The sequence below is a fragment of the Pseudomonas sp. FW300-N2F2 genome, from assembly GCF_017351655.1.
GTDB classification, from domain to species: domain Bacteria; phylum Pseudomonadota; class Gammaproteobacteria; order Pseudomonadales; family Pseudomonadaceae; genus Aquipseudomonas; species Aquipseudomonas fluorescens_AA.
The window spans coordinates 367,624-387,571 of record NZ_JACNDQ010000003.1; the positions used below are offsets into that span (position 1 = coordinate 367,624).

Below are 19,948 nucleotides of genomic sequence, written 5' to 3' on the forward strand. Positions count from 1 at the left end.
GAGTGGCCTTTGTGGCGAGGGAGCTTGCTCCCGCTCGGCTGCGCAGCAGTCGTAAACGGGTTTACAGGGTTTACCTGTTGCACCGCGGTGGCTGGTTTTGGGGCGGCTGCGCCACCCAGCGGGAGCAAGCTCCCTCGCCACAAAGTGTCCACTTTGTTCCCGATGTGGATAGCGATGGCTAGACCTGCACATTCCCCGGCAACAACGGCAATTTCGCCAGCTTCACCGCCACCCACAACGCAATCACCAGCAAGCCACCGATGAACAGGCCGATCCCGTTCCAGCCGCCCAGGTGCCAGGCCACGCCGCCGGCCGTACCTGCCACGCTGGATCCGGCGTAGTAGCTGAACAGATAAAGTGACGAAGCCTGGCCCTTGGCCCTGAGGGCGCGGCGGCCGATCCAGCTACTGGCGACCGAATGGGCGCCGAAGAAACCGAAGGTGAACACCAACATGCCCAGGACCACCAGCCACAGCGGGGTGGCCATGGTCAGCACGAGGCCGGACAGCATCAGCGCGATGGTCGCCCAGAGCATTTTGCGGCGACCGAGTCTGTCCGCCAGTGCGCCGACTTTGGCCGAGCTGTAGATGCCCGACAGGTACACCACCGACAGCAACCCGACGAAGGCCTGGTCCAGATGATAAGGCTCGGCCAGCAGGCGGTAGCCGATGTAGTTGAACAGCGTCACGAACGCGCCCATCAGCACGAAGGCTTCGAGAAACAGCAGCGGCAACCCGGCGTCGCGAAAGTGCAGGGTGAAACCATCCAGCAGACTGCGCGGGTGCAGCGAACGGGGACGGAAGTTGCGTGACTCGGGAAGAATCCGCCAGAACACCGCCGCCGCGATCAACGCCAGGCCGCCAATCACCAGCATCGCGGTGTGCCAACTGACGAAGTCGATCAAGACCCCGGTGATCAGGCGCCCGCACATGCCGCCGATGGCGTTGCCAGCGATATACAGCCCCATCGCCAGGCCGATGTGCTTGGGATGAATCTCTTCGCTCAGATACGTCATCGCGACCGCCGCCAACCCGCTCAACGACAGCCCGACCAAGGCGCGCAGCAGCAGGACGCCTTGCCAGGTCGGCATCATGGCGCTGGCGATCGTGCACACCGACGCGGCGAACAGCGCCGTCACCATCACCGATTTGCGGCCGATGCGGTCGGAAATCGGGCCAGTGATCAACAGGCCGATGGCGAGCAGGCCGGTCGCCACCGACAGGATCAGGCTGCTCTGCGCCGCGTTGATGGAAAACTCCCTGGACAGCAGCGGCATCATCGGTTGCACGCAATACAGCAGGGCAAAGGTCGCAAAGCCACCGCAGAACAGCGCCAGCACCGTGCGCATGAACATCGGCGTGCCTTTCTCGATGTAGATGTCCTTGAGTTCGGCGACGGTATCGTCCTGCGCACGCGACGGGATTTCATGGGCCAATGGAGCGACAGCAGTTTTCACGGTGGACCTCGCAAGGACACGATCAGGCAGGCAATGAAAAAAGCATATAGCCAGCTAATGTTTCTATCCAATATATTATTCGACCTGTTTAAGATGTTTAACGACCTATTGGATGGCCCATGGAACTGCGTCACTTGCGTTACTTCATCGCCGTTGCCGAAGAACTGCATTTCGGCCGCGCCGCGCTGGCCCTGGGCATCTCCCAGCCGCCGTTGAGCCAGCAGATCCAGGCGCTGGAACAGGAGATTGGCGCACGGTTGTTCGAGCGCACCAATCGTCGAGTCGAATTGAGCGAGGCCGGGCGGCTGTTCCTTGAAGAAGCGCGACGGGTGTTGGTCCAGGTCGACAAGGCCGCCGACGTGGCCCGCCGTGCCCAACTGGGGGAGTTGGGCGAGCTGAAAATCGGTTTCACCTCCTCGGCACCGTTCAACTCGACCATTCCCCAGGCGATCTTCTCGTTCCGTCAGCGCTTCCCGGCGGTGCACCTGAACCTGCGGGAAATGAGCAGCACCCAAGTGGCCGACGCACTGCTGGATGAGGCGATCGAGGTCGGCATCATGCGGCCCTTGCCGCTGCCCGACGCCCTGAGGGAAATCGAACTCAGCCGCGAACCCCTGGTGGCCGTGCTCAGCGCCAAGCATCCCCTGGCCCAGGGCGATGAAAAGGGCCTGTTCCTCTCGGCGTTGGCTCAGGAACCGTTCGTGTTTTTCCCGCGCAGCTACGGCAGCGGCCTCTACGCGCAATTGCTGAGCCTGGCCCGCGACGCCGGCTTCAGCCCGCACTTCGCCCAGGAAGCCGGTGAGGCCATGACCATCATCGGCCTGGTCGCGGCAGGGCTGGGTGTCTCGGTATTGCCGGCGTCCTACCAACGCATGCGCATCGATGGCGTGGTCTATCGACCGCTGCTCGACCCGGCGGCGGTCTCGGCCGTGTGGCTGGTGCAGCGCAAGGAACAGCGTTCGCCGATGGCGAAGGCGTTTGTGGATTTACTGACGCAAGGCACTGGCTGTTGATCGCCAACCACTCGACCTCGATTCGATCGACCTATCCTTCCCAGACCGTCGCGGGCTTATTGCCGTGGTAATCATAAAAGCCCTGGAGTATCCAGGTGTCGCCCTTGCGTTCGAACGCGGCGCGCCATGCGCCTTTGCCACCGCCGGGGGACAGTTGGGCCATGGTGTACCAGTAGTACCGATAGATTCGCTTGGTGGTTATCCTGCCGGCGCGGATATCTGCCAGGATTTCCCCGACCTTGGCTTCAGCCTCCTTGGGAAAGCTGGCGTATGCCATCTGTGTTTCGGCCAATGGGCTGGTGCGGGTCTGGAATTTATCCGGTACAAGCTCCGGGGCGGGTAAAACCATGGGGGCGGTGGGTGGGGGTGTCCCTGTCACTTTGTTGGACTTGGCCTGTGTAACGATTTCGATGTCGAAGGGTTCATAGTTTGCGAGCGAGCTGGTGAAGTTTGTAATGTCTTCGCTGGTGAGCAGCATGGTATTTCGCTGGGTCTTGCCTTTGTTGACAATGAGATAAGGCACGCGATTGTTCCTTATCTCCGTCAACAGGCCAGGCTTGTGCATGCGCTGCTTCTCTTCCCGAAGCGCAGTGATCATCTCGTTGTAGTAATCCTCCGAAGCCATGTAGTTTTCTCGGGCGGCCTGCTCTTGCGGGCCATCCCCCGGATGTAACGCCTGGGCCTTGGCATTCAGTTTGGCTTCCACGGCGTGCAACATGGCCCGGGTGTCTTTGGATATCTTGTCCATGGCCACTCTTTTCCGGCCTTTATGAGGCGTGAAGGTCATGAAGACTGCGCCGGTCAGGTTGTCCGTGATGATGGTGGTGTGCACCTGGATTCGATCTTCGGTAAAGAACACGTTTTTGTGCGAAATGATCGTGTCATATATTTTTATTTTTTGTGTTTCGCTCAGTTCGACGTCAGGCGCGTTGGCTTCGATGTCTTTATAGCTAAGGGTCACGATTCGCCAAGTGTTCATCTTGTCCAGCAGATCGTCGTGGGCGGCCTGATGCCGGGACAGATTGCCCCGGCCCTGGGTCAGGTCCCTTATTTTCGAGAGATAGGCGTTGAGGTCGAGCGCGCCTATGTCGGCCATGCTTTCGTCGAGTATGCGTTCGAGCAGCGCGTCGGGCATGGTGTGGAAAATCTCCTTTGCCGTGTTGACGGCTTCGAGGGTGGGGTAGCGATTGTTGACCAGCACCCCTTCCACCAATGCATTGAAAGCTCGCTCTCGCGGCGTCTGCGGGGCTCGTCTGAGCAGGCTCTGGAGCGCGCCGCCTCCGCGTAGACGCTGACGTTCTTCAATCTGCCAACGATCATTTTCCCAAATGACAGTCCGTTGGTTGGAGCGGTTGTCGGGCGCGTAGATGATTTGCTCGCCTGCCTGGACCGCCGCCTTGTAATAGCCGTTCTCCAGCATCAAGTAGCCTTGCCCGCTTGCATCCCGGTACCGGTGGCGACCCTCGTGGATCAATCCGTGGCCGTCGAACCCTTTGAGCCGGTACGGCTCCAGCTCCGGGTCCGTCATGGGGGGGAGCGCCGATAGCGCCGGGCGTGCTTGCCTGCGACGGCGTCCGGCGCGGGCCATGATCAAGTCCTGCCCCGCCTCGGCGATGACCTCCCCCAGCCCGCCGATAAAATCAAGGGTCCACTGCTGCAGGCTGCCGTTCTCATCGTCTATCGCCGACACCGCGGCACCGCCGGCCATGGTCGGCAGGATCGCTCGTCCCAGCAGGCCGCCCAGCCGGCCTGCCGGGAACATCGACATCGCCCCCGTCAGCAGCAGGACGGCGCTGCGGCGTCCCTCTTGGGCGTAGGTGTTGTCGCGCTCGGCATGGGTCACCGTCAACATGTCTGCCGTCTTGAGCCCATGGGCGATTTGCGTCTCATGCAACGCTTTGAACACATCCCCCTCGACGATGGGCGAAGCGATGGTCTTCGCGAAATCGTCCTGTGCCCTGTCCTGGGCCCACGCGAAGACAGACTGTGTGACTTTCTTGATTTTTTCCTCGAGCGCCAGGTCCTCCGAGGTCGGTGCCATGCTGGCAAGTTGCTTGGCCTGTTCGAGCAGCGGCAGGTGCGAAATGAGCCAACGGGTCATCTCCGACGTGGCAGTGAGTGTTTGCACCAAGGTTGTTTCCAACGCCCGCGCGCTTGGCGCATCCACGTCCCTGAACGTCTTGCCGTCGGGGGCGCCTGGTGTGTAAAGCGTCAACGAAGGGCGGCTCGCCGTCGCCTTCACCCCAAACGCCAGCACTTCCCTCAGCACGCTGTCGCCCCATTGCAGTTGGCGGACCACCACCTGGTGCCCGTTGACCTTGTCGCGTGCCGCTGCGGTCGGGCCGTCCAGTGCCGCCAGCACCAGCTTCAAGCCGGTATTGTCCCGGTCGTGCCGCAAGTCTCCCGAAATATGCGCGGCCCACACTTGGGCGCGCATCTGTTGCGCTTTCAGGGCCATCCACTGCGCCTGTTGTTCCCGGGCCACGCGTTGCAGCTCGACCGGGAGCCGGGCGCCGATGTTCGCCCTCTCAATGACGTCCACAATTTGCGCGAAGCTCAGCGGCCCTTCCACGGCTGGGTGAGAGGCATGGCGTTCGTCCTGGGTCAGGTTGGACATCGCCCACTGTGTCAGGGAGCGACGGTCATCGACGATTCCCCTCACGCTGCCTTGCGAGACCCCGGAGCCAAACGGCGAGCTACCTGTCGGTGCGTGGGGATCGACCACGGTTCTTCTGATGCTCAGGGACACGTCCTCAGGGTCGACCGGCGGGTACTTCGCCTTGATGACATCGGCGAGCAACTGACGGGTCCGGTCCCGAAGAGCGTCCATGGTGGCCAGCGTCACCGGGTCCGGCGGCGGGGGCTGATCCGTCAGGGCGTTGTGCAGGGCCCGTGTCGCCGCCCACCATGCCAGGCGATCGCTGGCGGTAACGTGCGGGTTGCCGTGCAGCCAGTCATTGAGTCTCTTGAGGTTTAGCCGCAGTTCGCGCTCCTCCATGGCGTTTGCCAGGTCCAGCTTGTGGCCGATGTCCGCCGCCGCATCGACCCTGTTCATCCAGGCGGTGATTTCTTCCGACGCCGCGGGACCGTCCAGCACGGCATCGCGCACGGCGGTTTTCTGCCCTGTCCGCAGTTCCGTGACCAGGCGCGCGAGGAAGTGCTCGGTGACAGGCGCGATGTCGACTTCATCCCCAGCGTTGCCGTCTTGTGCCAGGCCGGCCGTGAGCGCCACCAGGGTGTCGTACAGTTGCAACGGCTGGCCCGGGCGATACAGCACGGCATGTCCCGAATCGCTGGCGTTGTCATACCGCGACAAGGCCACGGCGCCCGACACCGGTACGCTGAAGCCCCACCGGCGGGGTGTGATCCCCAGGCTGAACACCCCGGGTCGGACCCGTTCCGCCAACTGTGCGCGAGACGCTGCGTCCGGCGCCGACAACGCATGGTCGGTCAGCGCCTGGTGCATTTGCGGGCTCAATGTCGTGTCCAGCCGATGCAGATCGGCCTGGGCTTTTAGTTGCCTGGCGAGTTCGTCCGCCAGCCAGTCGCCGACGTTGCGGTCCTGGCTGAAGTCGGCCGGTTTGTTCCAGAACTCATCCAATGCACGGGTGAGCAGTCGTTCATAAAGCGCCGGCGTGGCGCTGATCAGCCGCTTGATTTCAGTTTTTGCGGCGCGCTCGTTCAGGGCGACGGGCGCTGCGGTGGTGCTGTCCCGATGGGTGACAATCTCGATGTCGTCCAGGTCACGGAAGAACGCCCGCGGATCGATCCTGCCAGCGACGACTTGCAGCAAAAGGGTTTCGAGCAAGCGGGTGTCCGTCACCGTCTTACCGGTGGCCGGGTCATCGGCTGTGCGCTGCGCAGGCGCGATCGTCTCTTCGCGCAGCGTGCGCACGGACAGTTCGTGCACCGTCATGCTGCCCGCCAAGGCAGGGAAGGTTCTCCTGAACCAATAATCCAGGTGTTGCCTCATCACATTGGAAGGCCGTGGGATGGCGTCGTTCAGGCGGATCATGTGTTGCTGCGACGCCTTGAGCTGGCTGACCAGCGGGGCATCCGGCAGCGCGGCGCTGTCGGCGAACGGTAAGTCATGGGACGTTGTAAGGGGAGGGTGTTCCACTGCTTTTCTTCCTGGAGGAATGTTGGCAGTACAACCTATTCAGGAAAAACTCGGGTGGGTGGTATATAGGTACCGCATGCGGGGAGAGGCGATAGCGTAAGAAGATCTCTATCTCAGTTCCCAGTATCTGCCTATTTCTCAAAATGGATGACTCGTTAAAGCTATGGTCAAGCACATCGATCCAGATTTGACGTTGTTGAAAATGCCTTCTCTCAAGGCCGTCAAGTCCTTCGTGGCAGCCGCCAAATACCAGAGCTTCACCCGTGCCGCAGAGGCGCTGTGCGTGACCCAGGCAGCGATCAGTCGGCAAATTCGCGAGCTTGAAACGTATCTTGGCGTAGAGCTGTTCAGGCGAATAGGTCGTGCGGTCGAGTTGACCGAAGCAGGCGCCATTTTCTTCGACGCAGCGCAAATGTCATTCGTAAATATCTCCCAGGCGGCTGAGCGCATCCGCACTCATAACGCCGGGAAGCGCGTGCTGACCCTGTGCTGCTCTCCCGCATTTTCGGCGCTATGGCTGGCGGCGAAACTGCCTACCTTTTTCAGCCAGAATCCCGATATTGATCTCAACCTGATCACCACCCAGAACTTTCTGTCGATGGAGCCTGGCATTCGCCCGGACATTTTCATCACCAAGATGGCCCGGATTCAGGATGGTTACCGCAGCTATCCGCTGTTCCACGACGTGATCTATCCGGTCTGTACCCCGCAATACCGAGACGCTCACCCGCAGTTGTCGAGCCTGGAAGGGCTGCGCAATGGCGTGCTGCTCAATCTCAGCCCCTATGGCCGTTCGCAGGTGGCGGAACATGTGGATTGGAATGTGTGGTTCGCCTTCCATAACGTCAATCTTGACGAGCGCCCGCACGACAGCCCTCACGTGCTCAATGCCAACGACTACAACCTCATCATCAGCATGGTGCTGACCCATCAGGGCGTGTCTCTTGGCTGGAACCACTTGGTGACAAAGCTGATTGACGACGGGTTGCTGGTGCGGCCGGTCGCTGAAGAAGTTGTGCTCAAGGAAAGCCAGCACTACCTGACGTTCAGGGAAGACCGCGAGCACGACGAGGCCTGTTGCCGGTTCAGGGACTGGGTGCTGTCGCAGTTCGAATGAACCGGGCATCCGCGACGCGAACGACATCCTGAGCGTCCAATCGATAACATTTTTTTATGCATTGCCCAGTGAAAAGGTTTCTTGTTGGCAAGCGCGTTCGACACGTAATCTTCACACAAGCCGCCAGTAATCCTCGGGTCGATGCAAGAGGATTCGGGGCGTGCAAAAGCCGATGGAGACCTTCCATACGTGCTGAAAATAAGAAACCGTCGTCACTGCCAATTGGGATAGATACGGTCTGACTATGTTGATTAAAGCGATTGCTCATCTGCCCTGTGTCGAACAGTGTCTGCCTGAGGTAAAGGCCGTGTCTCGACCGAACGTATTCTAAAGCTTTAGCGTTTTTTCTGCGGCCTGCTCGATGTACTTGAGTGGCTCTGGAAATGTGTCGCGCTGGGCGATTGCGAAAGAACATTGAAGTTCTTGCGTTGATAAAGGTTCAGGATTAAATCCTGAGTCAACGTCATCCTCACACCTGCGTTATTTGTTTTTACATCGGGGCACGTCCCGGAAATCAGATGGACTTTATTTCGTGTTCCAGGGCTTCGGCCGCGTACGTTTTGCTGTTGTTAATTGGCCGTTTCTTTTTAAACGCCACGGCCATTCCTATTCGGAGAATATCGTCTTGAAATTCGAAGGCATTTACACACCGGCGGTCACGCCGCATACGCCTGATGGTGAAATCGACTGGCGCGTCTTTTCCGAGGTTCTCGAATCTCTGATCGAAGCGAAAGTGCACGGGATCATCATTGGCGGTTCCACCGGCGAATATTATGCGCAGACTGCCGAGGAGCGCCTCAAGCTCGCCGCACATGCCAGGGAAGTCATCGGCAGCCGCGTACAGTTGATCATCGGCACCGGCGCCATTCGCACCGAAGACGCGGTGTTGTTTGCCGAGGATGCCAAGCGGATCAAGGCCGACGCGATCCTGGTGACCACACCGCCTTACGCGCTGCCGACCGATCAGGAAAACGCCATCCACGCGCTGACCATCGACCGCGCGGCCAATATGCCGATCATGTTGTACAACTATCCGGGTCGCATGTGTGTGCAAATGAACGAGGAATACCTCGCTCGGGTCGGCAAGTCCAAAAACGTAAAAGCCATTAAAGAAAGTTCCGGCGATATGGGCCGCGTTCATTTATTGGCCCGTGAATTTCCCCATATCGCCTTGTCTTGTGGTTGGGATGACCAGGCACTCGAGTTCTTTGCCTGGGGCGCCAGGAGTTGGGTGTGTGCCGGTTCAAACTTTCTGCCAAAAGAGCATGTTGCGTTATATGAAGCCTGTGTCGTCGAGAAGAACTTCGATAAGGGCCGCCAGATCATGTCCGCGATGATGCCGCTGATGAATGCGCTGGACGGCGGCAAGTTCGTGCAGTGTATCAAGTTCGGTTGTGAATTGAACGGGCTCGAAGTCGGTGACGTACGTGCGCCATTGCGTCCGCTCAATTCGGACGACAAACGCAGCCTGCAGACCGTCATCGCCAACGTGAAACGTACCGTCGCCCACATCACCTCGGGAGCCAACAATGCGTGATCTTCTGACTGCGGCCGAATATGCCGCCATCGCAAAGTCGATGTCGTTTCCGAACACCGCCTTCATCAATGGCGCCTTCAAGCCTGCGATTTCCGGCAATACCTTTGCCACCGTCAATCCGGCTACCGGCGAGCTTTTGACCGAGGTTTCGGCCTGTGCTGCCGAAGACGTGGACTATGCCGTCAGCAAAGCCAGGGAAGCCTTCGAAGATGGCCGCTGGAGGCTGCTGCCCCCTGGTGAGCGCAAGGCCGTGCTCCTGAAGTTCGCCAAGCTGCTGGAAAAGAATCGTCATGAACTGGCGGTGCTGGAAAGCCTGGACAGCGGCAAACCGGTGCGTGAATGCCAACTGGTCGACGTGCCAGACACCATTCACACCCTGCGCTGGCATGCCGAGGTGATCGACAAGCTTTACGACCACACCGCGCCGGTGGGCAACGATGCCTTGACCATGGTGGTGCGCGAGCCGATTGGCGTTGTGGGCTGTGTGCTGCCGTGGAACTTCCCGCTGTTGATGCTCGCCTGGAAGATCGGCCCTGCGCTGGCCGCCGGTTGTTCGGTGATCGTCAAACCCGCTGAACAAACCACCTTGACCACACTGCGTGTCGCCGAGCTGGCCTTCGACGCGGGTGTGCCCGCTGGCGTGCTGAACATCGTCACGGGTACCGGCAAGGACGTGGGCGAACCCCTCGGCCTGCACAAAGATGTCGACATGGTGAGCTTTACCGGCTCAACCGCAACCGGTCGGCGCTTCCTGCATTACGCCGCCGATTCCAATCTCAAGCGTGTAGTGCTCGAGTGTGGCGGCAAGAACCCGGCCGTGGTCATGGACGACGCCGAGGATCTCGACCTGGTCGCCGAGCAGGTGGTCAACGGCGCGTTCTGGAACATGGGCGAGAACTGCTCGGCGACTTCGCGCCTGCTGGTTCACGCATCGGTCAAAGACGAACTGCTCAAGCGCATGGGCGCCTATATCCGCGAGTGGAAAATGGGCGACCCGCTGGACCCGCAGAATCGCGTGGGCGCACTGGTCAGCAGCGACCATTTCGAGAAAGTGAAGTCCTACCTGGATTACGCCAGCGTGAGCAATCTGGAAGCCGTGTATGGCGGCGATACTCATGACGGTGCCTTTATTCAGCCCACCGTAATCGACGGTGTGGATCGCGACAGCCGCCTGTTCCAGGAAGAGATTTTCGGCCCGGTGCTGTCGGTCACGACCTTCAACTCGATCTGCGAAGCCATTGCCCTGGCAAACGACACCCACTACGGGTTGGCCGCTTCGGTGTACACCGGCAACCTGCGCCGGGCGATCAAGCTGGCTCGCGAAATCCGTGCCGGGATCGTCACTGTCAACTGCTTCGGCGAGGGCGATGCATCGACGCCGTTCGGCGGTTACAAGGAGTCCGGTTTCGGTGGTCGCGACAAGTCAGTGTTCGCCCACGACCAGTACACCGAAATCAAAACCATCTGGATCGATGTGTCTGATCGGTCGGTTGACGAGACCGTAAAATGAGCGATCACACCATCAAGCGGCTGCCGGTAGACACCGGTGTTTCAGGCTGGGAGGCGATCTCCACGCGTTCCGCCCCTGTGCGAATGCTTGATGGGAACGTGTCGGCGGACTGGCTGATCATCGGTGCGGGATTCGCGGGTCTGTCGGCGGCGCGTCGGCTGTCCCAGCTACGTCCCGACGACACCATCGTGGTGGTCGACGCCCATGAAATCGCCAAGGGCCCTGCGGGGCGCAACTCCGGTTTCATGATCGATGTGCCCCACAGCCTTTCCTCCGGCGAATACTCGGTGGCCGGTGAGTCCGCCACTGCGCAGGAGATCGCACAGAATCGCTTTGCCATCGACTTTGCGGCTCAGGTTGCGGTTGAGTACGGCATGTCGCGGCAGACCTTCGACCCCTCCGGGAAGATCAACGCGGCAGCCACCGAGCGCGGCTTGAAGCTGAACCTCAAGTACGCGAAGTCCCTGGCGAGGATCGGCGAACGGCATGAGTTGTACGACGCCAAACAGATGCTGGAAATCACCGGCTCGAATTACTACCACGGTGGGTTGTATACCCCCGGCGCGGTGATGATTCAGCCGGCGCAGTACATCCGCGACCTGGCGCAGGGGCTGGGGCAGAAGATCAGCCTCTACGAGCGCTCGCCGATTGTCGAGCTGTCGAAGTCCGGGGCCGGCTGGGTGGCGAAATCCCACAAGGGCCGAGTCTCGGCGCCGAAAGTCATCCTTGCGGTCAATGGCCACATCGAAGACTTCGGGCATTTCAAGGGGCGGCTGCTGCATGTCTTCACCTATGCCTCGATGACCGCCGGATTCAGCCACGACGAATTCAAACGCAACGTGACCGGTCACGACCGCTGGGCGCTGCTGCCCGCCGATCCGATGGGCGCAACGGTGCGCAAGATCACCTCGAACGGGCAATCGCGCATCGTCATTCGCACCAAATTCACCTACGACCCGACCATCACCGTGACGCCGATGCGTGTTGCGGCGGTGGCCGAAGAACAACGGCATTCGCTCGACGCACGCTTCCCGGAGTTGAAATCGACACCCATCGAATTCAGCTGGGCAGGGCGCCTGTGCCTGAGCCGCAACAGCGCGCCAGCCTTTGGCGAAGTGGAAGAAAACCTCTACGCCGCATGCTGCGAGAACGGTCTGGGCACGGTGAAGAGCACCCTGGCCGGGGTCATGGCCGCCGAGTTGGCAAGCGGTACGCAGTCGGAGTTTTTGCAGCGCTACAGCCAGGCTCCAGGGCCGAGCAAGTTGCCACCGAAGTTGTTGACTCAGTTGGGCGTCAGTTCAGTCATTCGCTGGCAGGCACTTAGGGCCGGTCGGGAAGGTTGAGGTCGAGTCGCAAGACCGAGGTTCGTTAAACATCCATAACCAGTTTTATAAACGTAGATCGGGGAACGCCATGAAGAAAATCTGGAAGGCAGTCTGTGCGGTTGCGGTAGCAGGCATGATGAGTCTGCCGGTTCACGCCGAAGAGAAAACCATCACCATGGGCACCATGAACTGGGAGGACTTGACCCCCATCACCGGCATCACCAAGAAGGTGCTCGAGGACTCTGGCTACACGGTCAAAGTGGTGGAGTTTTCGGAGTGGGGCATTGCCTATGCAGCCCTGACCAAGGGTGATGTTCAGGTTCTGGCCTCCCAGACCGATTACGCCGCCTCCGATTACTGGAACAAGAATAAAAACAGGCTCGAAAAACTGTCGCCGGTCTCGTTCGGTCTGTACCAGGGGCTGGCGGTGCCCAGCTATGTCGACATCGATTCGATCGATCAACTCAATGCCAACGCAGACAAGCTCGGCGGCAAGATCATCGGCATCGAGCCAGGGTCAGGCTTGATGAGCGATGCCAACAACGTGGTCAAGGCCTATGACCTCAAGCTGAAACTGGTCGAAGGCAGTACCGCTGCGATGACCGCCGCGCTGAAGTCCGCTGTGGACCGCAAAGAGTGGGTGGCGGTCACGGTGTGGGATCCGTCCTGGATGACCAAGAAATTCGACCTGAAGTTTCTGAAAGACCCCAAAGGCATCTTCCCGCCGCTGCAAGGCTATTACTGGATCGGCCATAAAGGTTTCGCCGAGGGCAATCCACGTGCCCGTGAGCTGATGGCCAGTGTTTACGTGCCTATCGCCGACATCACCGCCATGAACGCCGAGGTCAAGGACGGCAAGACCATGGATGAGGCCGTCAAGGGCTGGACCGACAGTCACGCCGATTTGTTGAAGCGCTGGGAAAACGTCAAGAAGTGAAACACAACGCTTTTTTTGCCACTGCCGCCTTTTGATCAATGAGAGAAGTCAGCCAAAACTGACTCGACGGGTTACGACATGACAACGGCTAAAATTGACACTAACGAAGTGCTGGTAGATTGCCAGAATGTCTGGAAAATCTTTGGGGAAAGCGCACCTGCCGCGATGCAAGCTGTCGTTCAGCAGGGGCTTACCAAGACCCGGATTCTGCAAGATTACAGCTGCGTGGTCGGGGTCTCGAACGTCAGTCTCCAGGTCCGCCGTGGAGAGATCTTTTGCATCATGGGATTGTCCGGCAGTGGCAAATCCACCCTGATCAGGTTGCTCAACAAGCTGATCACCCCAAGTTCCGGAAAGGTCCTGGTCAAGGGCAAGGATCTTTCCACGCTTTCAGCGGCACAATTGCGCGAAGTACGCGCCCGGCACATCGGCATGGTCTTCCAGAGCGTGGCCCTGCTGCCCAACCGCACGGTGCTGGAAAACACCGCGTTCGGCCTGGAAGTGCAGGGCATCGGCAAGGCCGAGCGCTACAAGGTGGCTGAGCGTGCGCTGGCGAAAGTGGGCCTGAGCGAATGGTCGCAGCGTTACCCCAGCGAGTTGTCCGGGGGCATGCAGCAACGTGTCGGCTTGGCCCGGGCGATCACTGCCGACCCGGAAGTGATTCTGATGGACGAGCCGTTCAGCGCCCTCGACCCGTTGATCCGCCGCCAGCTACAGGACGAGTTCCGCCAGCTGACGAAAGAGCTCGGCAAGTCTGCGGTGTTCATTACCCACGACCTGGACGAAGCCATCCGCATCGGCGACCGCATCGCGATCATGAAGGACGGGGTGATCATTCAGGTGGGTACCGCCGAAGAAATCGTCCTCAAGCCTGCCGATGATTACGTGGCCGAGTTCGTCGCGGGCATCTCGCGCCTGCATCTGGTCAAGGCCCACTCGGTGATGACCCCGGTCGCGCCGTTCAAGGCGGCCAACCCCGGCTGTGATATTGCGCGACTGATCAAGACCAGGCTCGATGCGGACATCAACGAGCTGATTGGCCTGACCGTGAAATCCGAGCGCGATGCGTTGGCGGTGGTCGATAACGACGTGGTCGTAGGGATCATCACGCCTCGTGATCTGCTGCGCGGTGTGCAGGGAATTGCGAATGAATTCTCAGCCTCGTCAGCGACCGCTGCGCTGGAGGCTTCGGCATGAGCACCCCCGACTTTTCCAGTCAGTTCGATTCGGCCATCGATTCCAGCCTGGAGTGGCTGGCCGATCACGGCGAGTTCCTGTTCAGCGCCGCCAACGACGCGCTGACAGCGGTCTACAAAGGCGTGCTCTGGTGCGTCGCCTTGCCGCCGTTTTACGTCATTGCGCTGCTGTTCGCGTTGATCGGCTGGCGCTTGATCGGCCTTCGTTTCGCGATTCTGTCGGGGCTGGCCCTGATGTTTTGCGCCTTTATCGGACTGTGGCCGGAGACCGTGAGCACACTGGCTCTTGTCCTCACCGCGACCTTTCTGGCGCTGTTGGTTGCAATCCCGTTGGGCGTGGTCGCGGGGCTCGCGCCTGCATTCGACCAGGTGGTCGATCCGTGCCTGGACCTGGTGCAGACCATGCCGCCCTACATTTATCTGCTGCCCGCCATTGCGCTGTTGGGATACGGCCCGGCCACTGCGTTGTTGGCGACTTTCATTGTCGCGCTGCCACCGGCCTTGCGCCTGACTTCGCTGGGCATTCGCATGACCCCCAAGGAGTTCATCGAACTGGGCGACGCCAGCGGTGTGACCGGGATGCAGATGTTCTTCAAGATCCGCCTGCCATTCGCGATGCCCAGCATCATGGCCGGCGTCAACCAGAGCCTGATGATGGCGTTCGGCATGGTCGTGATCGCCGGGATCGTCGGTTCCGGCGGCCTGGGTGAGTCGATCTACGGTGCGGTGCGCACGCTGGACATCGCCAAGTCGATCAACGCGGCCATCGCCATCGTCATCCTGACCATGATCCTCGACCGCCTGGCGCAGAGTGCAGCACGGCCTCGTATGGGAGAAAGCCAATGAGCATCGCCGACCTGCGTTTTTCCCCCGGTGAGTTTCTAGCCCCCGTCGTGGACTGGCTCAACGCCAATCTGCATGGCTTGTTCGTCGTCATCAGCCAAGTGGTAGAGGCTGTGCTGGGGCTGGTCGAGCGCCTGTTGCTGGCGCCTCATCCCTACGTCATGATCGCCATCGTCTTTGTTGCCGCGTTCATCTTCGCCACCAAACGTGTGGCGGTGTTCGCGGCGTTGATGTTGGCGTTCTGCCTGTTCTCTGGCCTGTGGGTCGCGTCGATGCAGACCATCGCGCTGGTGTCCGTGTCGGTGCTGATTTCGGTGGCGATTGCCTTCCCGCTGGGGGTTCTGGCCGCTCGGGTCAAGCGCGTAGACGATGCGTTTCTGCCAATCCTCAATATCATGCAGACCGTGCCGCCTTGGGTGTATCTGATTCCGGCGGTGATCCTGTTCAGCCTGGGGCGTGTTCCGGCGATCATCGCCACCATCGTCTACGGCATTCCGCCGATGCTGCGCCTGACCACGCTGGCGTTCAAACAACTGCCCAAAGACCTGCTGGAACTGGGGCAAGCGTCCGGTGCGTCGCCGAAGGACATTCTGTTCAAAATCGAATTGCCGACCGCCGCACCCACGCTGCTGGTGGGCCTGAACCAGTGCATCCTGATGTCGCTGGCCATGGTGGTACTCGCCGGTCTGGTGGGGGCGGGTGGCCTGGGGGCTGAAGTCACCAGGGGGCTGTCGCGGATGGAAATGGGCCTGGGCCTGCGTGCCGGTCTTGCCATCGTCGCCATCGCGTTGCTGCTCGATCGCCTGTCTCGCGGCGCGCTGCAGCGCCATTCTCCCAGCAAAATGGTTTAACAGGACGGCACCATGAGACGCAGTTTTTTCTGTATCGATTCCCACGCCTGCGGCAATCCGGTTCGCGTTGTCGCAGGTGGCGGTCCGTTGTTGCCGTCGGTTTCCATGGCCGAGCGGCGGGAGATATTCGTCCGCGATCACGACTGGGTACGCACCGCGCTGATGTTCGAGCCTCGCGGCCACGACATCATGTCCGGCGTGATCATCTACCCCTCGACTCGCGAAGATTGCGACTTTGGCGCGTTGTTCATCGAAGTCAGCGGCTGCTTGCCGATGTGCGGCGCGGGGACCATCGGGCTTTCGACGGTGGTCATCGAAGAGGGGCTGGTGACGCCGAAAGAACCGGGCAAGCTGGCGATCGAAACCCCGGCCGGCCGTGTCGATGTCGAGTACACCCTGGAGGGTGAATACGTCGAGTCGATCAAACTGTTCAACGTTGCCAGCTACCTGCACAGCGCGGATGTCGTGGTGCAGGTGCCTGGCGTCGGCCAACTGACTGTCGACATCGCCTACGGCGGTAACTTTTACGCGGTGGTCGAACCGCAGCAATGCTGGCCAGGCCTTGATGGACACAGCACCGCCGATATCGTCGGTCTGAGTGTGAAACTGCGCGCGGCGCTGGCCGGAATCTGTAATCCGTTGCACCCGGAAAATGAGCGGATCACTGGCGTGCATCACGTCATCTGGTGCGACAAACCGCAGAACAGCACAGCGGATGGTCGTTGCGCGGTGTTTTACGGTGACAAGGCCATTGATCGTTCTCCTGGTGGCACCGGAACTTCCGCCAGGATGGCGCAGTTGTTTGGCAAGGGGCGGCTGAGAGTCGGCGACACCTATCGACACGAGAGTCCGATTGGCACGCTTTACGAAGGCAAGGTCGAGGCGGCGATAAAGGTTGGCGAATTCGCCGGCATACGCCCGAGCATCACCGGTTGGGCTCAGGTGACAGGCTACAACACCCTTTTTGTCGATGACAGAGACCCGCTCGCTCACGGTTTCCAGCTCGCGTAAGCGCCTCTCCAGAGTGCATTCTTCGAGCGATTGAAGCCAAGCTTAACGAATCGCCAGATAAACGCTCTGTGCTGTAGGAAAACGCGCATTTCTAGTTGAGACACTTCCTATTCGTTCCAGGTAGCACGCCGTTGGGATTGCCACTCGCCTGCGCTGCGACGTCTTATTCATCATTCCGAATCGTCCGGCTCAGTGCTCCTTCCCAGCGGCAAGGGACGCAGCCTGAAGCCCATGAATAAGGTCCCTGGAAATGCACTCATCTTTGGATGCCCCCTATACCAACGAAATCTCCCGTGAATCTCTCTGTCATTTGGATGACTTGTACTTGGAGCAACGCCACCTGGAGGGTTACGGCGAAGAAGTCGCGGCATTCGTCAATCGACAAAAAGCATTCGTCCAAGCGCATCCGCCAATCGCTATTTATCGAGTGGCCACCGAGGGCAGCCAGACGCGTTACGGCGGAACGATCCAGCAGGTGTCATCTTCGTTGACGTTCACCTTGGATAATGGCTGGAAAGTATGCGCCGCGCAGAAAGGCGACCAGGTGGTGTATGCCGATGGCAGCACGGCACGGATCATCACCGGTGCGGGGGAAGCCAATAGCAATATCGCGCTGGTCGGCAGTCGTTTGAGCAATGGCGACGAAATCATCAATACGCTTCAGAAACGTTTCCTGATCATCGTGCGTGAAGGCGTGCCGATGGCGGAGGATTTCCTGCCTGCTCTTAAACGGGCGGATGTTCATCGCCTGCACTCGAATGGGATGAAGGAAGACATCCAATGAACGAGGGGCTGCTGCGCAGCCCAGCGGGAGCAAGCTCCCTCGCCACAAGGCTGGTGCTGGACACTCGGACGGCTGGTGGGCTCCAGACAGCGTGCCGGCAATATCCGGGTACGCCACCCAACCCTGTGGGAGCGAGCTTGCTCGCGATGACGGCAGCACAGCCAGCATCACCTGTGCTGATCCACCGCTATCGCGAGCAAGCTCGCTCCCACAGTGGAACTGTGGTGTTCGCAATATCCGGGTACGCCACCCAACCCTGTGGGAGCGAGCTTGAACTGGCCTAATGATTTTGGACACTTCAATCGGGCGCTATGATGGCGCCCAAATCTGAGGTGTTTTGGTTATGCGTAAATCTTACTCCAGTGAGTTCAAACTCAAAGCGGCCAGCATGGTGCTGGACGAGGGACAGTCGGTTCCCGAAGTCTGCGCCAGCCTGGATATTGGGCCCACGGCGCTTCGCCGCTGGGTCGATCAGGTTCGCAAGGAACGCTTGGGTTCGACCCCGGTGGGCGCCAAGGCGATTACCGCTGATCAGCGTGAAATTCAGCAGCTCAAAGCGTTGCTCAGGCAAAAAGACCTGGACATTGAAATCCTAAAAAAGGCCAGTGCTCTCCTGCTTTTGGACTCCAAAGATCATTCTCGTTGATCAATGAGCTGGACGAGCAGTACGGCATTAACAATTGCTGTCGGGCGTTTGGAGTCAACCGCAGCAGCTTTTACGCCTGGCGTCAGCGCCAAGGCAAAGTGAAGCCCGAGCGGGAGAAACTTAAAGCCGTGCTGGTCGAGCATCACAAGGAGTCCAGAGCATCCGCGGGGTCTCGCACCCTTTCCAAGGAGCTGCAAGCAAAGGGACATCGTGTCGGGCGGCATATGGCTCGCAGCTTGATGCGCGAAGCCGGTGTTGCCAGTCGTCAGCGCCGGCGGCACAAGTACAAATCTTCCGGCGTGGAAGCGTTGGTGGCGCCGCACGTGCTCAAGCGCAAGTTTGATGTCACGGCGATCAACCAGGTGTGGTGTGGCGATGTGACGTACATCAAGGTCGGCAAGCGCTGGATGTATTTCGCGGCGGTGCTGGATCTGTTTGCTCGCCGGATCGTGGGCTGGTCGTTTTCAATGATTTCCGATGCCTCGCTGACCTGCGAAGCGTTGCGAATGGCGGTGCAATTGCGAGGTTGCCCAAAAGAGGTGCTGTTTCATTCCGATCAAGGCTGCCAATACACCAGCCACAAATTCAGGAATGAAATGCGCAAGCATGGACTCCTGCAAAGCATGAGTCGCAAAGGTGAGTGCTGGGACAACGCCCCGATGGAGCGTTTCTTTGGGAGCCTGAAGTCGGAGTGGGTGCCAGAAGATGGCTACAGCTCGGAGCATGAAGCCCGCGTGGATGTGCAGCGTTATGTGATGCGTTACAACAACGTCAGACTCCATAGCTACAACGACTACCGGTCGCCGGTAGCTATGGAGAAACTGGCAGCATGAAACCGTAACTGGTGTCCAAAATTAGTTGACCAGTTCAGCTTGCTCGCGATGACGGCAGCACAGCCCGCATCGCCGGTACTGACCCACCGCTATCGCGAGCAAGCTCGCTCCCACAGTGGAACTGTGGTGTTCGCAATATCCGGGTACGCCACCCAACCCTGTGGGAGCGAGCTTGCTCGCGATGACGGCAGTACAGCCCGCATCGCCTGTGCTGACCCAGCGCTATCGCGAGCAAGCTTGTTCCCACATGAGGGCTGTTGGATGGCCTGGCATCAATTGCCAGGCTTCTCTAATGGCCCAAACGGCGCTTTTTATTGCACCTTCGCCAAATCCCCTTTCAACGCAACACCGGCCATGATCGCGCCGGCGTGGCATTCGTAGGTGGTGGGGTCTTTGCGTTCGTTGCTCTTGTAGAAGCTGACGATGTTGGTGACGGCGTTGGCGCCGGCGTTCTTGGCGGCCTGGTGCAGGCTGATCAGGGCTGATTGCAGCACCCATTCGCAGGCCACTTCATCGGACTTGTTGAAGGCGTTGGTTTTCTTGTTGGTCACGGCGCCGGGGCTGACCACGGTGACGTTGCCAGCCGGTTTGTTGCCGGCCAGGTAGAACTTCACGCTGCCGTCGATCTTGCCGGTGCGGATGGCTTCGGCGACGACCTTGTCGAACGGCAGGAACAGCGCGGTATCACGGGCCTGGCTGAGGCTTGGCAGGGTGCTGAGCAACAGGGCGGCGGTCACGGCGATTTTCTTCAACGACATCATGGTCTCCT

Annotated in this window: 16 protein-coding genes; 13 read left to right on the forward strand and 3 right to left on the reverse strand. The window is 59.8% G+C overall.

Annotated features, from left to right (window positions below):
• Nucleotides 1-178: 178 nt before the first annotated feature.
• Entirely contained in the window at nt 179-1,354 is a 1,176-nt protein-coding gene (locus J4E63_RS22460; protein ID WP_259334254.1) for an MFS transporter, read from the reverse strand.
• A gap of 221 nt (nt 1,355-1,575) precedes the next feature.
• On the opposite strand from J4E63_RS22460, the gene J4E63_RS22465 reads away from it, so the two are divergent.
• A complete protein-coding gene (locus J4E63_RS22465) occupies nt 1,576-2,469 on the forward strand; it encodes a LysR family transcriptional regulator (protein WP_060739538.1) in 894 nt (297 codons plus the stop codon).
• Between the two features lie 31 nt (nt 2,470-2,500).
• Here the strand turns inward: J4E63_RS22465 and J4E63_RS22470 are convergent, their stop codons facing one another.
• Complete coding sequence (locus J4E63_RS22470; RefSeq protein WP_207283403.1) at nt 2,501-6,589, reverse strand: dermonecrotic toxin domain-containing protein; 4,089 nt, start codon at nt 6,587-6,589, stop codon at nt 2,501-2,503.
• Nucleotides 6,590-6,752: 163 nt separating this feature from the next.
• Here J4E63_RS22470 and J4E63_RS22475 point away from each other — a divergent pair, with 163 nt between their 5' ends.
• The 12 genes from J4E63_RS22475 (at nt 6,753) to J4E63_RS22525 (ending at nt 19,179) form a co-directional block, all read left to right on the forward strand.
• On the forward strand, nt 6,753-7,706 hold the full coding sequence (locus tag J4E63_RS22475; protein ID WP_207283404.1) for a LysR family transcriptional regulator: 954 nt from the start codon (nt 6,753-6,755) through the stop codon (nt 7,704-7,706).
• Nucleotides 7,707-8,331: 625 nt separating this feature from the next.
• Nucleotides 8,332-9,243 (forward strand): dihydrodipicolinate synthase family protein, encoded by a 912-nt coding sequence (locus tag J4E63_RS22480; RefSeq protein WP_207283798.1) that lies wholly within the window; start codon nt 8,332-8,334, stop codon nt 9,241-9,243.
• The gene (locus J4E63_RS22485; protein ID WP_207283405.1) at nt 9,236-10,753 is read left to right on the forward strand and encodes an aldehyde dehydrogenase; all 1,518 of its coding nucleotides are present in this window, start codon (nt 9,236-9,238) and stop codon (nt 10,751-10,753) included. Before J4E63_RS22480 ends, J4E63_RS22485 begins: the two co-directional genes overlap by 8 nt.
• Nucleotides 10,750-12,096, forward strand: a complete 1,347-nt coding sequence (locus J4E63_RS22490; RefSeq protein WP_207283406.1) for an FAD-binding oxidoreductase — start codon at nt 10,750-10,752, stop codon at nt 12,094-12,096. Before J4E63_RS22485 ends, J4E63_RS22490 begins: the two co-directional genes overlap by 4 nt.
• A 70-nt stretch (nt 12,097-12,166) precedes the next feature.
• Nucleotides 12,167-13,015, forward strand: a complete 849-nt coding sequence (locus J4E63_RS22495; RefSeq protein ID WP_060739532.1) for a glycine betaine ABC transporter substrate-binding protein — start codon at nt 12,167-12,169, stop codon at nt 13,013-13,015.
• A 78-nt stretch (nt 13,016-13,093) separates the two neighbouring features.
• Entirely contained in the window at nt 13,094-14,212 is a 1,119-nt protein-coding gene (locus J4E63_RS22500) for a glycine betaine/L-proline ABC transporter ATP-binding protein (RefSeq protein ID WP_060739531.1), read from the forward strand.
• A complete protein-coding gene (locus J4E63_RS22505) occupies nt 14,209-15,057 on the forward strand; it encodes a proline/glycine betaine ABC transporter permease (protein ID WP_207283407.1) in 849 nt (282 codons plus the stop codon). Before J4E63_RS22500 ends, J4E63_RS22505 begins: the two co-directional genes overlap by 4 nt.
• Nucleotides 15,054-15,905: a proline/glycine betaine ABC transporter permease gene (locus J4E63_RS22510; RefSeq protein ID WP_207283408.1), complete on the forward strand. Its 852-nt coding sequence runs from the start codon at nt 15,054-15,056 to the stop codon at nt 15,903-15,905. The genes J4E63_RS22505 and J4E63_RS22510 overlap by 4 nt, the downstream gene beginning before the upstream one ends.
• Before the next feature lie 12 nt (nt 15,906-15,917).
• The gene (locus J4E63_RS22515) at nt 15,918-16,916 is read left to right on the forward strand and encodes a 4-hydroxyproline epimerase (RefSeq protein WP_207283409.1); all 999 of its coding nucleotides are present in this window, start codon (nt 15,918-15,920) and stop codon (nt 16,914-16,916) included.
• 250 nt (nt 16,917-17,166) lie between these two features.
• On the forward strand, nt 17,167-17,700 hold the full coding sequence (locus J4E63_RS22520; protein ID WP_207283410.1) for a PAAR domain-containing protein: 534 nt from the start codon (nt 17,167-17,169) through the stop codon (nt 17,698-17,700).
• A gap of 388 nt (nt 17,701-18,088) precedes the next feature.
• Entirely contained in the window at nt 18,089-18,346 is a 258-nt protein-coding gene (locus J4E63_RS30965; RefSeq protein ID WP_237140769.1) for a transposase, read from the forward strand.
• Complete coding sequence (locus tag J4E63_RS22525) at nt 18,343-19,179, forward strand: IS3 family transposase (RefSeq protein ID WP_259333607.1); 837 nt, start codon at nt 18,343-18,345, stop codon at nt 19,177-19,179. The genes J4E63_RS30965 and J4E63_RS22525 overlap by 4 nt, the downstream gene beginning before the upstream one ends.
• A 311-nt stretch (nt 19,180-19,490) precedes the next feature.
• Here J4E63_RS22525 and J4E63_RS22530 read toward each other — a convergent pair whose 3' ends face one another.
• The gene (locus tag J4E63_RS22530; RefSeq protein WP_003197008.1) at nt 19,491-19,937 is read right to left on the reverse strand and encodes a hypothetical protein; all 447 of its coding nucleotides are present in this window, start codon (nt 19,935-19,937) and stop codon (nt 19,491-19,493) included.
• Nucleotides 19,938-19,948: the final 11 nt, after the last annotated feature.

Coding starts and splice junctions, on each gene's coding strand:
- J4E63_RS22460 (WP_259334254.1), bottom strand. CDS start 1,354: ATGTTCATGCGCACGGTGCTGGCGCTGTTCTGCGGTGGCTTTGCGACC.
- J4E63_RS22515 (WP_207283409.1), top strand. CDS start 15,918: ATGAGACGCAGTTTTTTCTGTATCGATTCCCACGCCTGCGGCAATCCG.
- J4E63_RS22520 (WP_207283410.1), top strand. CDS start 17,167: ATGCACTCATCTTTGGATGCCCCCTATACCAACGAAATCTCCCGTGAA.
- J4E63_RS22495 (WP_060739532.1), top strand. CDS start 12,167: ATGAAGAAAATCTGGAAGGCAGTCTGTGCGGTTGCGGTAGCAGGCATG.
- J4E63_RS22500 (WP_060739531.1), top strand. CDS start 13,094: ATGACAACGGCTAAAATTGACACTAACGAAGTGCTGGTAGATTGCCAG.
- J4E63_RS30965 (WP_237140769.1), top strand. CDS start 18,089: ATGGTGCTGGACGAGGGACAGTCGGTTCCCGAAGTCTGCGCCAGCCTG.
- J4E63_RS22510 (WP_207283408.1), top strand. CDS start 15,054: ATGAGCATCGCCGACCTGCGTTTTTCCCCCGGTGAGTTTCTAGCCCCC.
- J4E63_RS22485 (WP_207283405.1), top strand. CDS start 9,236: ATGCGTGATCTTCTGACTGCGGCCGAATATGCCGCCATCGCAAAGTCG.
- J4E63_RS22530 (WP_003197008.1), bottom strand. CDS start 19,937: ATGTCGTTGAAGAAAATCGCCGTGACCGCCGCCCTGTTGCTCAGCACC.
- J4E63_RS22505 (WP_207283407.1), top strand. CDS start 14,209: ATGAGCACCCCCGACTTTTCCAGTCAGTTCGATTCGGCCATCGATTCC.
- J4E63_RS22475 (WP_207283404.1), top strand. CDS start 6,753: ATGGTCAAGCACATCGATCCAGATTTGACGTTGTTGAAAATGCCTTCT.
- J4E63_RS22490 (WP_207283406.1), top strand. CDS start 10,750: ATGAGCGATCACACCATCAAGCGGCTGCCGGTAGACACCGGTGTTTCA.
- J4E63_RS22465 (WP_060739538.1), top strand. CDS start 1,576: ATGGAACTGCGTCACTTGCGTTACTTCATCGCCGTTGCCGAAGAACTG.